At 46.4% G+C, this 16,546-nt stretch carries 14 protein-coding genes, 1 tRNA gene and 1 other annotated feature; of the genes, 2 read left to right on the top strand and 13 right to left on the bottom strand.

The genetic code is table 11. The features are described from left to right. Window positions 1-6 precede the first annotated feature (6 nt). From MAHAU_RS06780 to MAHAU_RS06770, 3 genes are read right to left on the bottom strand one after another with little or no spacing between them, the layout of a single operon-like run. Complete coding sequence (locus MAHAU_RS06780) at window positions 7-1,086, bottom strand: glycosyltransferase family 4 protein (RefSeq protein ID WP_049783346.1); 1,080 nt, start codon at window positions 1,084-1,086, stop codon at window positions 7-9. Then, window positions 1,076-3,271 (bottom strand): hypothetical protein, encoded by a 2,196-nt coding sequence (locus MAHAU_RS06775; RefSeq protein ID WP_148258397.1) that lies wholly within the window; start codon window positions 3,269-3,271, stop codon window positions 1,076-1,078. Before MAHAU_RS06775 ends, MAHAU_RS06780 begins: the two co-directional genes overlap by 11 nt. Window positions 3,272-3,279: 8 nt before the next feature. Then, on the bottom strand, window positions 3,280-3,561 hold the full coding sequence (locus MAHAU_RS06770; RefSeq protein ID WP_013780983.1) for a hypothetical protein: 282 nt from the start codon (window positions 3,559-3,561) through the stop codon (window positions 3,280-3,282). A 166-nt stretch (window positions 3,562-3,727) separates the two neighbouring features. Between MAHAU_RS06770 and MAHAU_RS06765 the strand changes: the two genes are divergently transcribed. Together MAHAU_RS06765 and MAHAU_RS06760 are read left to right on the top strand one after the other, a co-directional pair. Continuing rightward, window positions 3,728-5,287: a hypothetical protein gene (locus tag MAHAU_RS06765; protein WP_013780982.1), complete on the top strand. Its 1,560-nt coding sequence runs from the start codon at window positions 3,728-3,730 to the stop codon at window positions 5,285-5,287. Between the two features lie 59 nt (window positions 5,288-5,346). After that, window positions 5,347-5,422 (top strand) — tRNA-Trp (locus tag MAHAU_RS06760). Window positions 5,423-5,447: 25 nt separating this feature from the next. Here MAHAU_RS06760 and MAHAU_RS14990 read toward each other — a convergent pair. The 10 genes from MAHAU_RS14990 to polX all read right to left on the bottom strand — a co-directional run bounded on the left by MAHAU_RS14990 (window position 5,448) and on the right by polX (window position 16,540). Continuing rightward, a complete protein-coding gene (locus MAHAU_RS14990) occupies window positions 5,448-5,864 on the bottom strand; it encodes a GreA/GreB family elongation factor (RefSeq protein WP_013780981.1) in 417 nt (138 codons plus the stop codon). Between the two features lie 166 nt (window positions 5,865-6,030). Further along, a complete protein-coding gene (gene mnmA / locus MAHAU_RS06750; protein WP_013780980.1) occupies window positions 6,031-7,113 on the bottom strand; it encodes a tRNA 2-thiouridine(34) synthase MnmA in 1,083 nt (360 codons plus the stop codon). After that, window positions 7,106-7,549, bottom strand: a complete 444-nt coding sequence (nifU, locus tag MAHAU_RS06745; protein ID WP_013780979.1) for a Fe-S cluster assembly scaffold protein NifU — start codon at window positions 7,547-7,549, stop codon at window positions 7,106-7,108. The genes mnmA and nifU overlap by 8 nt, the downstream gene beginning before the upstream one ends. Continuing rightward, entirely contained in the window at window positions 7,542-8,729 is a 1,188-nt protein-coding gene (nifS, locus tag MAHAU_RS06740) for a cysteine desulfurase NifS (protein ID WP_013780978.1), read from the bottom strand. Before nifS ends, nifU begins: the two co-directional genes overlap by 8 nt. A gap of 19 nt (window positions 8,730-8,748) precedes the next feature. After that, window positions 8,749-9,198 carry an RrF2 family transcriptional regulator gene (locus tag MAHAU_RS06735; RefSeq protein WP_013780977.1) on the bottom strand — a complete coding sequence of 150 codons (450 nt, stop codon included), beginning with the start codon at window positions 9,196-9,198 and terminating at the stop codon, window positions 8,749-8,751. A 105-nt stretch (window positions 9,199-9,303) separates the two neighbouring features. Next, window positions 9,304-10,317: a 3-deoxy-7-phosphoheptulonate synthase gene (gene aroF / locus MAHAU_RS06730; RefSeq protein ID WP_013780976.1), complete on the bottom strand. Its 1,014-nt coding sequence runs from the start codon at window positions 10,315-10,317 to the stop codon at window positions 9,304-9,306. 47 nt (window positions 10,318-10,364) lie between these two features. Next, window positions 10,365-10,637: a binding site (T-box leader), on the bottom strand. Between the two features lie 47 nt (window positions 10,638-10,684). Next, entirely contained in the window at window positions 10,685-11,188 is a 504-nt protein-coding gene (locus MAHAU_RS06725; protein WP_013780975.1) for a hypothetical protein, read from the bottom strand. A 40-nt stretch (window positions 11,189-11,228) separates the two neighbouring features. Continuing rightward, complete coding sequence (locus MAHAU_RS06720) at window positions 11,229-12,107, bottom strand: damage-control phosphatase ARMT1 family protein (RefSeq protein ID WP_013780974.1); 879 nt, start codon at window positions 12,105-12,107, stop codon at window positions 11,229-11,231. Continuing rightward, entirely contained in the window at window positions 12,107-14,758 is a 2,652-nt protein-coding gene (alaS, locus tag MAHAU_RS06715; protein ID WP_013780973.1) for an alanine--tRNA ligase, read from the bottom strand. The genes MAHAU_RS06720 and alaS overlap by 1 nt, the downstream gene beginning before the upstream one ends. A gap of 57 nt (window positions 14,759-14,815) precedes the next feature. Next, window positions 14,816-16,540: a DNA polymerase/3'-5' exonuclease PolX gene (gene polX / locus MAHAU_RS06710; protein WP_013780972.1), complete on the bottom strand. Its 1,725-nt coding sequence runs from the start codon at window positions 16,538-16,540 to the stop codon at window positions 14,816-14,818. Window positions 16,541-16,546: the final 6 nt, after the last annotated feature.

Raw genomic sequence — 16,546 nt, 5'->3', positions numbered from 1 at the left:
CATCCGCTATGTTAAGCTGCGGTAGATATCCTCTATTTTTTTTATCATAGTGTGCGTATCGAAGCGCCCGTTCAAACGCCGGTGTGCTCTCAGTCCCATGTCGATCGCATCATTCCTATGCTCCATAAGGTATTTCAAGCATATCGCCAGCGTCCCGCTATCACCCGGTGGAAATAAAAGGCCGGTTTGGCCGTGATCTACTATCTCCGGTACGCCGCCTACCGATGACGCTATAACAGGCCTTGCGCAGGCCATGGCCTCCAACACCGATATGCCGAAGCCTTCGGATAACGACGGCAGCACGAATACGTCCAGGCGTTGCATAAAAGCGTTTATGTCATTGATATAGCCTAAAAAGCTGACCCTGTCGGCTATGTTCATTTTCCAGCACCATCGCTCGAGTTCCATGCGCGATGGACCATCACCCGCTATAATAAGCCTGCTCTGATTATATTCGTGTAGCAATATACAAAATGCCTCGAGCAGAACATCTATGCCTTTTTGGGGTATGAGCCTGGCTGCTGTGCCTATAACAAAGCTTTCGTTTTTATGATGTTCTTCGGCGGCGTTATCGCTGTAAGGCTCCAGGTCGATGCCGTTGTGTACCACTGTTATTTTGTCCTGCGATATGCCGCATGAACAAAGGTATTGAGCCAGTGCGTCGCTTACGGCTATTATTCTGGCTGTTCGCGCCGCCAGCATTTTATATGAGACCTTAATCATGCGGCCGTCCCTATATGGAAAGTTATGGATCGACGCCACTATTGGTACATCATACGGCAAGGCCGCCGCTATCTGCCATGCCCGCGCGCCGTGAACATGTATGATGTGGGGTTTATAGCGGTGAAACATGGAGTTCAGCTTTATAACAGATGCCGCGTCGCTCCACGGCCTTATAGCGCTGGATATATCCAAAGGAAAGGTCATCACCTTCCTAGTAGCCAGCTCCTTCGCCAATGCGCTGCCTTGCTCGCAGCCCACGCATATATTATAGTCGTCTTTATCTATATGATCCACTATCGACAGTATGTGGCGTTTGATGCCGCCCTCTGCTCGTCGCACCACCGTCATCACATCAGTGCTCATATGCTCTGTCACCGCCATATCGCCGTATTATTAATGATATAAGGAAGGGAGCTACATATATCATGGCCATGGCAGCGGCCACCACACCAGAATCGTTGACCAAAAAAGCCGCCATACTGGCTACTATGGCGGATTTGAATCCATTTGCCAGCACAGGGTATTCATCCAGCACATCCTTGAGCACGCCCACCGGCCGATATATTAGGAACAGCAGCATGGCAAATGAGGCTATGAACGTCGGGCTCCATATGGTATATCGTATAAGGTATATATTCCTGCTTATCTTTCTGGCCGCTATGCCCAGCAGGGACATTATGCCCTGCTCGCGCAATATGCCGGCAGTCTGCCCTATATGTGACTGCATGTCGGCGCTGCGAAGCGAATCCATATAAAATACCGCGATCAGTATGACAACCAGCGAGCCTGCCATAGCCGCCGCAGAATTCAGGTTTATCCTGACACCCCACATCAGCGCCATCACCATGCCGAACCCCAGGAAGGCTGCTATGGCGCCGCCCACATTGGTGCCTATATTCGGGCTGATCAACGTGTAAAACACACCGGCATACAATATCGGCAGTACATAGTTCCATATACGGAGGGGACACTTCTGCACCAACGCCGTAGTGCCTACTATCACAGATGCTATAAGCACGCCCATAAATTCATTGCCTATGCCGTAGTAACGAGAACCGGCTATGACATCGTATCCAAGCGCCGAGCCTTGTATCAGCGATGCGCCGTTGAACAACATATCCCATATGATAATAGCTGCCGTAAGAAGGCTGGAGAATGAGATTCTATCAATCCATCCCGGCAGCAATTTCATGGATATGTAGGTTATGCCGGCCGTGACCGCTGCGAGGCCTATGGCAGTCCAGAATATATCATTTCTCTGCCACAATGACATCAGGAGAAACGCTATGGGCATAAACGTTATACTGTATAAAAACGGGAGTGCATAAGGCGACCATTCTTTTTTAAATTGAAGTAAGGCAAAGGCCGTCAATAGTACTATGAGTTGAAAACCTATAAACATTTGTATAAGCGTTGGACGCTGGCTGTATATTGTAACCAGCTTATCGTTAAAAGCTAAAAGCTGCTCCGGGGTTTTATCGGTAGGCGCACTATCAACACCGTGGCCTAATATGGAAGACGGCACCGGGATATCGAAGAATCCTAGTATGGTTGGTGCTATATCCAGGTTGGTTATAACGCCTGTACGCTTTGTGGTAGAGGATGTGGCCCATCCGTGCTCTATGCCCTTGCCCGCTGCTATAAAAGGTGTGAGCGAATTGCTCCGAGCCAATGCTTTAGCCGACGGGTAAGGCGTTATGAGCATGATCATATCTTTATCCGGATCTATACTACCCCACAAGCGCCCTATGAACGCGTCGGCCTCCATCATAGCCTGACGACGATATTTGGCCAGCATGGCGTCGGTGGTCGATTGCCCGAATTCATCGGCCCTGTATGTGTCGCCGGTTTGCACGACCAGTACGTCGCTTTGCTTGCTGAACCATTGGGTCTCATTCCATAGCTTTTGGTAATCGGTCCTAAGCGAATATGGGCGTTCGACGTCGCGTATCAATACATTCTTGCTCACGTCGCCCAGAGGTACCTTGCCCTCATCATCCATGATAAGCGATACGACGTTTCTGCTGCATACGTCATCGGTGTCCTCATTGCCCACTACGGCGGTTTTAATCCCATATAAGCGCAATATGCGCCCCAATTCGCCTATGTATATGTCATGATCCTGATCGGCATTGTTTCTGATGAGCTGGGGTATGGATAGGTTTACAACCTGATCCCACTCCGCATTTATGCCGGTGGATTGTTTATACCTGGTTGAAGCTATTTCATCGTTATATAATTCTCCGGCATTGAAGGCCAGATGCGAACCGCCTGCATATGTGGCCCTGACACCCGCCCCTATGGTAATATATGCACTCTTGGGATTGCGGCTGCCTGCCACCTTGGTATTCATAAGCGCTATAGCGCCCTGGTCGACCAGGTGCATGATATTGGGCGGCTGTATGGCTATCATGTCCTCCATGGCTATCCTGTCCAGCACGACTACATACGCTTTGCCCTGCCCTCCGGCGGCTTGTGCGGCACTGTTAGGGAGAAAGCAACAGATGGCCGCCGTACATATGAGCAAAAAACATATTGATTTTCTCATATTGCCTGTCACCTTAGATCAAGATACTCCTGCAAATGGTTCCTCAGTTTTTCGGCCAAGTCTTTGTCATCGGTCTTTATCCTTATATTTTTGTTATCGTATTCTATAGTATAGCCGCTAAAGCCCAGGGACTTAAGGAAATCTTCCACGGCTTCACCCTCGCCTGCGTTTAACCCCATTTTGTCGCCTACATAGTCGGTGTTGACATATATCCTGTACCTCTCACCGGTCAGGCGCGTATCCATAGCCTCGCTATCCCATACATCGCCTATGCGTATGTTTTTTGGCATAGTCATCCTCCTTGCGATTTCAAAAGCAGATATTATCTATGATATCCAATACGAGTGAATTTATGATTCAGGCATTTTTATTATTGCATTCCAGAATATGCTATGATAAAATACAAGGTGTTGAGTAGTAGTGGTATCATAATATTTTAAAGGAGAGTGAGGTCTTGTGGATAATCGAAAGGGAAATCAGACTTACGCAATCGTTTCTTTTGTGATTTTGATCGTTGTATTAGTGGTTTGTGCGATAGGTTTTACCAGAGAGATAATGTTGAGCATGAAGGTGTTTGAAGCCTCCAAGGGATTTTCAGGTTCTCCATGGGTGGGAATGAAGAATTATAATGCTTTGTTTGAATCTATCCAATTCAAGGCAATAATGCGAAATACCATTGTCTTTAATTTGAATTTCTCAGCCATGGTGTTTATAATAGCCGTTATCATCGGCTATATCGTTACTTTAGTCCCTAAATATTACAAGGAAACACTGGTCATATTGTGCACCCTGCCAGTGTTTATTCCAGCCGATGTATATGCCGGCTGGTTTATTAATCTTCTCGGCTCACATGTATTCATGAACGCCGGTGCAATGGTGTTTATCCATCCTTTGCTAGCCGCTGTAAAGTACGCCGGGATACCAATCACGCTCATATACATACTCGATGAAGTGTATGCGGATAAAGACCCGCTTTTACCCCCTAAGGCAGCAGGGCTGTTTTCGCTTGCATCGCTGGCTTTTATCGCAAACAGCTTCTTTTCGCTTACAAATGCTCTGTACAATCCGTCAACCTATGAAACGATGGATATGTTGGATACCGCCGTATTCAGAAGCGGGTTGTTGCAAGCAAATATAAGCACAGGCGCTGCGCTCGGCGTAATACGCACAATCATATCTCTATTATCAGCGGCTGTGCTGTTCGTGCCCATATTGTATTTATTCAGGGCCACCTTTAGAGGAGAACGAAAAAAGACCATTAAGGAGAGAACAAGCGCCAAACTGGTTCCCGTGGTTATAGCGCTGATTGTTTTTGCAGCGATCTATTTCCTGCCCTATATAATTAAAGGGAGCTCCTTTGATTTAAGCAGGTTTGGAGGAGAAGTAAACCTGTACTCTCCCATCGTCATTTATCTATTGCTATCGGCTGTTTCAGCTTTTATCGCCGCTGTTATTGCGGTGTTAATGAGCGGAGCTTTTGTTGGCCATCAAAGGAATATGGGCCTGGTCGCTGCAATCTTGTTGGCTTTTATAACGGTACTTACGGCGCAACCCTTCACTATGCACGGTTATCTATCGATCAAAAGTATGGGAATGATCAATACGATTTATCCCTTCATATTCACCACTTGTTTTTCTGTTGCGGCTGTATGGGCTATGGCTTGCAGGGTGAATATGGAAAACGAAATCTCTATCTCTGATAATACGTTCCTCTTGTCAATTGCTGGTATCTTTTTGATACAGATGGCCGTAACATATATCAATGTTACGCCGGCGTTGTTATATATGAATGATAGGCGTTATATGCTTATGTCACCCGTCGCGATCTTCCGAGAGCTTCAAATAGGTGCGCAGGTGGGTATGGAGGATGCTGCCCAAAGGGCATCTCTTTCGGGCTCTATCGGCCTTTACGGTTTTATCGTATCGTTGCCGCCGCTGCTGCTTTTTTTGGTGGCAGATGTGCTTCTTCCCAGAGAAGACATGCTAGCGATTATATCGGCTGGAATGAAGAGATGACCGAGCCAAAAACAGCGCTTGACAGTATGAGAAAAATACGATAGAATAAATACTGTCCTAGGGGAGTAGCTCAATTGGCAGAGTAGCGGTCTCCAAAACCGTTGGTTGCGGGTTCGATTCCTGCCTCCCCTGCCATAAAAATATAAGCCTCGTACGAGGCTTATATTTTTATCTCCAGAATCTCGTATCTCACTTCTCCGTTAGGGGTAACGACACTTACTATTTCTCCTGCTTTTTTGAGCAATAATGACTTGCCTATAGGAGATAAATAGGATATACATCCCTTGACGGGATTGCTTTCGTGAGGGCATACCAGAGTAAAGGTAATTGTATAATCATCGTCTATATCCCGTACCTTTACTGTGCTGCCGATTATAACAAATGGCGTGTCGCAGTTTTGCTGTAGTAGTTCGCCAAGTCGTTTTATATAATCATCCATAAGCTGCATGAAATCATAACGCTCAGCATTGAGTTCCGGGAAATAACGATCGATCATATCATCTTTTTTGCTTTTGATAGCATCCAGATGCTGTCTCAATTTATCGTAATATCCATCTGAAAAAGCAAGATTTAACATTTAATACCCTCCATTATACGAATAGCTATTTAATGGAAACCTCCATATAATACTAGATGGACACTTAAATATCTTAAGTGCCCATCTGAATCAAGTATATCATGCAATACAATGATTGTCAACAATGTATTGTGATTCCATTTAATGAAAATGAGTGAATTAAATGTCATTCTATTATGCCGCCGCCCACCACGACATCGCCCTGGTAGAATACCACTGCCTGTCCGGGCGTAACAGCGCGCTGAGGCTTGTCAAATACGACCTTTACCTTAGCACCGTCATCCAGCGGGTATACAATAGCCGGTACCTCTTTAGCGTTGTACCTTATCTTGGCGGTGACTTCCATGGGCTTATCCAGACGATCAAACGGAATAAAATTTAAATCGCCCGCTATCAAACTGTCATCAAATACATCATCTTGTTCTCCCAGCACGATCACATTATTGACCGCGTCTACATCTACGACATACATAGGTTTGCCCAGCGATAGGCCCAATCCCTTGCGCTGGCCTATGGTATAGAAGGCTATGCCTTTATGCTTGCCCAATACATGCCCGGCTGTATCCACAAAGTAACCCTCTTTTATGGCATCCGGGCGTTGCTCTGCCAAAAATCGCCCATAATCATCGTCCTCAACAAAGCATATCTCCTGGCTGTCTGGTTTATCGGCCACGGTTAATCCTATTTTCCGCGCTATTTCCCTGACTTCCGTTTTAGTGTAACTGCCCAGCGGCATGAGCGTATGTTCTAGTTGATATTGGGTAAACGTATATAGCACATAGCTCTGATCCTTTTTATCGTCGATCGAGCGCTTCAATATAAAGCGTCGGAGATCTTCGTCGTACTCTATTTTTGCATAATGACCTGTGGCTATATAATAAGCCCCTATAGCATGAGCTCGCCTCATGAGTTCTTCAAACTTTATATACCTGTTACATGCAAGGCAGGGATTGGGCGTGCGGCCTTTTGTGTATTCATCGACAAAATAATCAATCACCTTTCGTCGAAATACATCCTTAAAGTTCATCACATAGTAGGGTATATCCAGCATCTGCGCCACACGGCGCGCATCGTCCACCGCATATAAAGAACAGCAGCCGCCTTCCAGCCGCTGCCGTTCGGGATCATCATCCTGCCATACCTGCATTGTAACGCCTATAACATCATATCCTTGCTGCTTGAGCAGGTAAGCGGTGACAGAGCTGTCTACTCCGCCGCTCATCCCCACCACAACGCGGTTTTTATCCATTGGCCGCCTCATCATCGGCACAGTCGTGGATATGCTCATGCGGCTTAGCCATTTCATCCTCGGTTATAAGCCCCATCTTGCGTTTATAATCCTCGATAGCAGCGCGTAGCCCGTCTTCAGCTAGCACCGAACAGTGCATTTTTATGGCTGGAAGGCCATCCAGCGCGTCGGCCACGGTTTTATTGGTTATGGCCAGTGCTTCATCCAACGTCTTGCCTTTTATCAGCTCGGTAGCCATGCTGCTCGTAGCTATAGCCGCCGCGCAACCGAAAGTCTGGAATTTAACATCGGTTATTATATCGCCATCCACCTTTATAAATATCTTCATTATATCGCCGCATCTCGGGTTGCCTACCTCACCGACGCCATCGGCGTCGGGTATCTCCCCCACATTGCGCGGATTTGTAAAATGATCCATAACCTTTTGACTATACATTTTTCAACTCCCCTTCTCTTTCTGCAAATAATGGTGACATCTGCCTCAATCTTTCCACTATATCCGGCAGTATTTCAATGACATAATCCACATCTTCCTCAGTGTTGTCATCGCCCAGCGTCAGTCGCAAAGAGCCATGCGCTACCTCATGCGGTAATCCTATGGCCAGCAGTACATGCGACGGGTCGAGCGAACCGGACGTACAGGCCGATCCGCTGGACGCTGCCACGCCTTTTAGATCCAGGCTAAGCAACATGGATTCACCTTCTATAAATTCAAACGATAAATTGACATTGCCCGGCAGCCTTTCGGTGGGATGGCCGTTCAGACGCACAAATGGTATTTTATCCATTATGCCTTTTATGAGACGATCCCTTAGCCGCGTAAGGTGCTCCCGCCTTTGGGGTATGGTAGCCGTAGCCAGCTCTATGGCTTTGCCCAAACCGATTATGCCCGGTACATTCTCGGTAGATGCACGACGGTTCCTTTCCTGAGCACCTCCATGCATAAACTGATCTATTTTTACGCCCTTCTTTATATATAAAGCACCTATACCTTTGGGCCCATAGAATTTATGGCCGGAAAGCGACAGCATATCCACATTTAATGACTTTACATCGATATCCATGCTTCCTATGGCTTGCACGGCATCGGTGTGGAAATAGACGCCTTGTTCCCTGGCTATCTTGCCTATCTCAGATATAGGCTCTATGGTGCCTATTTCGTTATTGGCTGTCATTATAGATATAAGCACTGTTTTATCGGTTATAGCCCGGCGCACATCATCGGGATTTATAAGGCCGTACTGATCGACCGGCAGATAAGTAACTTCAAAGCCTAACTTCTCTAAATACTGACACGTATGCAATACAGCGTGATGTTCTATAGCAGAGGTTATTATGTGGTTGCCTTTTTTCTTACCGGCAAAAGCCGCGCCTTTTATAGCCCAATTGTCGGATTCTGTTCCGCCTGATGTAAAATAAATTCCTGACGGCTCTGCTCCTATAGCCACAGCTACTTTCTCGCGCGCCATCTCTATAGCTTCTTTGGCTTCGCGGCCATAAAAATATATGCTCGACGGGTTGCCGAATTTATCGGTGAAATACGGCAACATTTCATCCAATACCTCAGGTTTTACATATGTTGTGGCCGCATGATCCATGTATATTTTTCTGTCCATAAACCTATCTCCTGTTCGCTTATATATAGTACATATAGCCCTTTTGACCATTAATGCGATTGTACTCGTCTACCATATCTTGTAGAGTTATAGAATCCACTACTTGATTAATACTATCCCTTATTTTTTCCCATATTATTCGAGTGACACAGTGATCGGCCTTTTCGCATGATACGGGTTCGTTTTCTATAACACAGTCTACGGGTGCCAATGGCCCTTCCAATACTCTCATGACATCGCCAACCGTTATTTTATCTGGGGGATACGCTAAAATATAGCCTCCCTGGGCTCCTCTGACGCTCTTTACCAGCCCGGCTTTGCGCAGGCCGGCTATAAGCTGTTCCAGGTAAGGCTCGGATATACCTTGACGCTCAGCTACATTCTTTAATGCGACGGGCTCTTCTCCGTAATTCAGAGCCAGATCAAGCATAGCTGTAAGGCCATAGCGCCCTTTTGTCGATAATTTCACGTCTTTCACCTCCATATTCAAATAAAGCCTAGTTAATAGCTTGGAATTCTATATATAATAATAGCATTCCCAAGTATTATTGTCAACATGATTTGAAATAAAATGCTATATGCTGCGGCCTATGATGGCAGCCAATGCCTTGAGATTCACCATCAATTCTGCAAAGCGCTCAGGCAATATGGACTGAGGACCGTCGGACAAGGCGTGAGACGGGTCATTGTGTACTTCTATTATGAGACCGTCCGCTCCAGCCGCTATCACGCCCATAGACACAGAAGGTACCAATCGCCACAGCCCTGTAGCATGGCTTGGATCCACTATTACGGGCAAGTGCGTCAATTCTTTTAACAGTGGTATGGCGTTGAGATCCAGCGTATTTCGCGTAGCTGTCTCGTATGTGCGTATACCGCGCTCGCATAATACCACATTCGTATTACCGTTGTAAAGTATATACTCGGCCGCCATAAGCCATTCCTCTATAGTGGCCGATATACCGCGTTTTAATATAACCGGTTTTTTAGATGCTCCTATTTCCTGCAACAGGCGATAATTTTGCATATTTCTTGCGCCTATTTGAAGCATATCCGCATAACTGGCCACTAATTCGACATCGCGCGGGTCGACTACCTCGGTAACCACTCTCAGCCCAGTTTCCTGTCCGGCTTGAGCTAATAATTTTAATCCATCTTCGCCAAGCCCCTGAAATGCGTATGGCGATGTCCGCGGCTTATATGCCCCACCGCGCAGCATATCGGCACCTGCTTTTTTTACCGCGCAGGCTATATCCATTATCTGCCGCTCACTTTCTATAGCGCAAGGGCCAGCAATAGAGATAAGCTTTTCATCCCCTATCTTTACCCCGTTCACATCCACTACCGTGTTGTCAGATTTTAACTCTCTGCTCACTAGCTTATACGGCTTCATAATAGGCACTACAGTTTCTACGCCTGGCATATTCAAAAATACCTGTGAGTCGAAACCGGTTTTATCGCCTATGGCCCCTATGACGGTCTTAAATTCGCCGTATATGGGATGAGCCTGAAAACCAAAGGCTTTTATCTGCTCTTCCACATGCTTTATCTGCTCTTTATCGGCATTGGGTTGCATTACTATTATCATCTTTATCTACCCCTTTTTTGTATAATAAAAAACGCCCATCATCCCTATATAGGGACGAAGAGCGTTTTACTTTCCGCGGTACCACCCATCTTGGATTCATATATGAATATATAAATCCCTCTTTATCGCAGGCACTGACATGCCCTCTTACCTTTAACGGCGGAAGTTACCGGCACAGCCTACTGGTATCCGCATGCGAACACGTTCAGCCTGCAGCTCCGAGGAGAACTTCGATATAACCGCCTTTTTCGGGCTCTCACCTTATCCCGATTCTCTGTAAAAGTAAGGCAATACCTACTTTTCCTCATCTCAGCTTTTATATTTTTTATGTTATTGTATAATATGCGTTGAAATAATCGGCGCTACACTATTTTGCTATTGCATCGACTTCTTCTACCATTATTTTTCCGGCCTTTTTTATAGTACCTTTTATCCTAGCTATATCATGGACCATAGAGTCCATTTCCGCCCTCTTGAACTCGTTGCTCTCTTCCAATGCTCTGGCTATCATATATGTTTCATCCTGACACTCTTTGAGAGCCGCTACTTCATCTTTCAAGCCGTTAAAGCCCTCTTTTAGACCATTGACGTCCTGTTTCAAACCAGCGATATCCTTTTGCATCTCGTCTTGGCGTTGATTTAATGCCTTGACATCCTGCTTCAAACCAGTAACATCTTCTTGCAGATCTTTTACATCTTCCTTTAATCCTCTTACGTCGGTCTTAAGCCCATTTATATCGGCCTTAAACCCGCTGACGTCGGCTTTGAGCCCGTTGACATCATCTTTGAGCCCTTTGACGTCATCTTTTAGACCGCTGATATCCTGTTTTATGCCGCCCAGTTCCTGCAAGATTAGGTCCATCTTATCCATAAGCTTTACCTCATTCAACGTTCATAGGATAATTATAGCATCACATGTTCGAAACATCAATAGCGTTTTGGCAAAATACAAGGCCCATATTGCCAACACCTGCACGGGCAGCCACCCATGGACATTTAGCCCTAAGAAGGAAGAAAGTTTTTCGGCCGGCTAAAAGAGAGCCTCCCAACGATTCATAATTTCCCTGACCTTTGGATATAACGAGGTCGGCTGCTTCTAATTCGTGTAAAAACTCCCGAGAACAAGCTTCCAATACAGTACCGAGATATTGATTGCCATTCTCTATAACGTGAGCTATATTTGTCATACCCACCATAACGGCGTCCTGCATAGTAGCATCATTGAGTATAGGCCTTGATTTAACCGAATAGGCGATATCAGATGCATAGTGCTCCAATTGCTCTACCAGTAATTTATCGAATACTATCTCCCCACTGTTATCGCCTATGATCAGTATACGGCGGACATTGGACAGAATCTCTTTAAACTGATTATAGTCGCATAAGGCAAAACCTGTTGATAATGCTTCGCTTATGCTATCTTCAACGTCGAATTCTCTGAGTATGCCCATATCTATGATATTTCCGGCTGCAGCAATGCGGATAGCCATAAAAAGCGGGTCATCGGCTTCTGCGATGCGTTCTTTTAATTCCGGGTATAATCGCATCGCCATGATATTGGATTGTTCTTTAGCCCTTTTGAAGGGATCTTCTATACCCATCAGCCTGTATGCTTCCAATAAAACTATAGATGAATTCTCCGCAGGGCTCTTGCTATCATCGATAGATGGCAGTATTTTGGTAACTTCTTTTATAAGCCGACGCTGTTTCTCCTGATCTAGGTCCGCTGCCATAAAAGCCGATATCACTTGCTTAAGATAGCACGGCGTGCATTCAGCTACGCACTCCATCAGCTTTCCACCTTAGCTTTCATCTGTTCTGATATGATATCGCGAGCACCGGCAAGCGCTTTATCTAGTGCTTCAGCGTTTTTGGCCCCAGCCTGCCCCATATCTGGTCGGCCGCCACCGCTGCCGCCCAGCGATGCAGCTATCCTCTTGGCTAAATTACCTGCATGTATGCCCTGTTGCACTGCAGATTTGGTCGCGCCTGCTACGATATTAACCTTGCCATCGCAGACACCAGCCAACACAGCCACGCCGTCTTTCAGCCTGTCCTTTATATTGTCCAGCATATTTCGCATAGACTGCATATCGACATTATCCACCCTATATACTATAATGCGAGTATCGCCTATAGCATCGGCCGATGACATTATATCATCTATTGACACCGCCTTCTTATTTTTAGCATCCTGCACCTGCTGCTTGAAATCTTTTATCTCTTTAAGCAGAGCCTCTACGCGAGACGGTATGTCCTTAGGGGCGGTTTTCAAGATGACAGCTACGGCATCTAACAATTGTTGCTGCTGTTTGAAATGTTCCAGCACTCCAAATCCCGTGACAGCCTCTACACGGCGCACACCCGCAGCCACACCCGATTCGCTTATTATCTTAAAAAGCCCGGCCTGGCCTGTACGTTTCAGATGAGTGCCCCCGCATAGTTCTTTGCTGTACGCATCTATAGATACCACGCGCACCTTATCGCCATATTTCTCATCGAACAATGCCATAGCGCCTGTTTTTCTGGCCTCTTCTATAGCCATCTCTTCTATAGTTACCTCAAGGTCATCCAATATATGTTTATTAACTTCATATTCAACCCTATCCAATTCTTGCTGGGTCATAGGAGCAAAATGTGAAAAGTCAAAGCGCAGCCTATCGGGTGTTACCAATGAACCGGCTTGCTCTACGTGCGCGCCGAGCGTGTCCCGCAAAGCTTTATGGAGCAGATGCGTTGCCGTATGATTGCGGGCAGTAGCCATGCGACGTTCTTCATCTACTGTAGCATGTACCTTATCGCCTACTGCCAGGCTGCCTTCAACCATGCGTCCCAGATGGATTATACGCCTTCCGGTAGCCTTCTTGCAATCATAAACCTCCGCGCGGGCACCGTTACCGTAGAGCCAGCCCGTATCGCCCACCTGGCCACCGCTCTGCGCATAAAAAGGCGTCCTGTCCAATATAATTTCAACTTCGTCGCCTTCTACTGCCACATTGCGCAATTCGCCGTCTACAACAATAGCGGATACAACGCCGTCATCTTCCAGTCTGTCATATCCGGTAAAAACAGAGATTACATCATCGGGCAGCTCGGCGTATATATCCTCATCGCTGCCCATGTAATTGGTCTGCTTACGCGCCGCCCTAGCGCGCTCCTTTTGAGCTTGCATTTGTTTCTCGAAACCGTCCGTGTCTATCTTCATGCCGCGTTCGCTCAATATTTCCTGTGTAAGATCCAATGGGAAACCATAGGTATCGTATAGCTTGAACGCATCTTCGCCGTTAAGCGTATTAATACCTTGCGCTCTCATGCGTTCTATTATCTCCTCTAGACGAAGCATGCCCTGATCCAGCGTTTGATCGAAACGCTCTTCTTCCATATTTATAACGCGCAGTATGAAATCCCTGCGCTGAGCTAATTCCGGATATGCTCCTTTGAAGTGCTCTATAACCTGATCGGTTACCCTATACAAAAAAGGATCGCGTATACCGAGCAGGCGACCGTGCCTTATGGCCCTGCGTATCAGTCTGCGCATGACATAGCCACGCCCTTCGTTTGACGGAAGTATGCCGTCTCCCGCCATAAACGCAGCGCTGCGGGCATGGTCGGTTATAACTCGGAGCGACATATCATTTTTGTCATCGCTTCCGTAAGATACACCGGCTATTTCAGCTACATAATCCAGAATTGCCCCTATAGTATCTATTTCGAATATCGAATCGACACCCTGCATTATGACCGCCATGCGCTCCAATCCCATACCGGTATCTATATTTGGATGCTCCAATTTGTCATATGTGCCGTCTTCATTGCGATAAAACTGTGTGAATACGAGATTCCAAAATTCCACAAATCTATCGCACTCACACCCGACGCCGCAATCGGGTTTGCCACAGCCTTTATCCTCCCCCCGATCGAAGTACAGTTCCGAACATGGTCCGCACGGTCCTACGCCTATTTCCCAGAAATTATCCTCTTTGCCCATGCGCACTATACGCTCCTCAGGCAGGCCGACATCATTATGCCATATATCGAAGGCTTCGTCGTCTTGTTCATATATGCTAACCCACAGCCTGTCCACAGGTAGGCCCAGCACTTGCGTAACGAATTCCCACGCCCACGGTATAGCTTCTTTTTTAAAGTAATCGCCAAATGAGAAATTGCCCAGCATTTCAAAGAATGTGCCGTGGCGCGCTGTTTTTCCCACACGTTCTATGTCCGGCGTGCGTATGCATTTCTGGCACGTGGTCACCCTCTTGCTCGGCGGCGTCTCTTGGCCGGTAAAATACGGTTTAAGCGGTGCCATGCCGGAATTTATCAACAACAGACTCTTATCGTTTTTTGGTATCAAAGGAAAACTAGGCAGTATCAAATGCCCTTTGCTTTCAAAAAAATGCAAGAATCTATCCCTTATATCGTCTACCTTAAGCCTTTCCATTATATCCTCCTGCGATGTTCATTTATGCATGATTATATTATATAAGCTGCGCGTATGTCAATTTTTGCGCCTGCGACGCTCCAAATATGATACTATATCGTTCAACGGTATGGCATTGAGCACGTCGCCGGCCTCCAACCAACCTTTACGTGCTATACCTATGCCGTATTCCATATCGTCTAAACCGGAGATATCATGGGCATCGGGATTTATAGCTATTTTAACGTTTCTTTCCTTGGCTATCCGACACCATCGCCAATCCATGTCCAGCCTATGTGGATTAGCATTTAATTCCATTACCACGCCGTGCGCAGCACAGGCATCGATAACAGCGTCCATATCCAGTCTATATTCTTCCCTGGCCAACAGCAGTCTGCCGCTGGGATGCCCCAATATGGTGACATACGGATTTGATACTGCCGCGAGCAGTCGAGCCGTCATCTGTTGTTCGGTCATATTGAAGTGCGAATGAACCGACGCTATAACGAAATCGAATTCTGACAGCAGGCCATCATCATAATCCAAGCTGCCGTCAGGCAATATATCGCATTCTACGCCTTTAAAAATATGAAAGCCATCCAACGAACGGTTCAGATCGTCTATCTCGCGCCATTGCCTGCGTAAAATTTCTGGTTTTAGTCCTCCTGCATAGAACGCTGATTGACTGTGATCGGATATACCCATATATGTATATCCTCTGGCCATAGCCGCCTTTACCATGTCCGATACGGTGGTTATACCATCGCTGTAAGCCGTATGGATATGAAACAGGCCTTTTATATCGCTGCCCTCTATAAGCTCGGGAAGCATGCCTTTTTCAGCGGCCTCTATCTCCCCCATATCCTCGCGAAGCTCCGGTGGAATGTATCCCAAGCCCAGAGCATGGAAGAATTCATATTCATCGCTGCAGGAAATGAACTCTTCTCCTCTGAAAAGCCCGTATTCGTTTATCTTTATGCCCATCTGCCTAGCCCTATGCCGCATGGCAGTATTATGCTCCTTGCTGCCGGTGAAATGATGCAAGGCATATGGATATTGCCCGGTCAACACCACCCTTAAATCGGCATTTATGCCGGAGAACAAGCGCACCGACGCTTTTGTATCGCCGCTTGCTATGATGCTCTCCACCGACGGCAATGCTGTAAACGCATCTATGACAGATTGCGGCGTATCCGATGCAGCCACCATGTCTATATCCTTGGTGATCTCCTTCCGGCGCCTTAATGCACCAGCAATAGAGATATCGTATATGCTCTGGATACTCTTAATCTCATCCAGCAGCCGATCAGCTGCTCTTTTAGCATCGCAATACAGAAATTGACCTTGATAGCGTTTCACGTATTGTATACCCTTCAATATATTCTCCTGCATTTTACGTCCGAAGCCCTCCAGCTCTAGCAGCCTATTTTCTATACAAGCATATTCCAGTTCGCCTATGGTCGTTATGCCCAGTTTTTTATAAAGGGTTTGTATGCGTTTGGGCCCGAGACCCGGTATCTTAAGCATCTCTATGAGACCGGGTGGTATTTCTTTTTTGAGCCTCTCATAATATTCCAGGTGACCGGTAGTAGCCAATTCGGTTATTTTTTTGGTTATGGCGTCCCCTATGCCCTTTATATCTTTCAATTCGTTTAGGGCTATCAGCTCGTCTATATCTTTTTCCTGCATCTCTATAGCTCTAGCTGCATTGTAATAGGCTCTGGACTTAAACGGAAGTTCGCCTTTGAGCTCCAGCAGGAGGCCTATGTCATTGAGTACATCCGCTATCTGTTTTTTATCCATAAATAC

Origin of the sequence: Mahella australiensis 50-1 BON, from assembly GCF_000213255.1 — a bacterium.
Taxonomy (GTDB): domain Bacteria; phylum Bacillota; class Clostridia; order Mahellales; family Mahellaceae; genus Mahella; species Mahella australiensis.
Note: the sequence above shows the minus strand (reverse complement) of the source record. Positions and strands in the feature narration are given on the sequence as shown.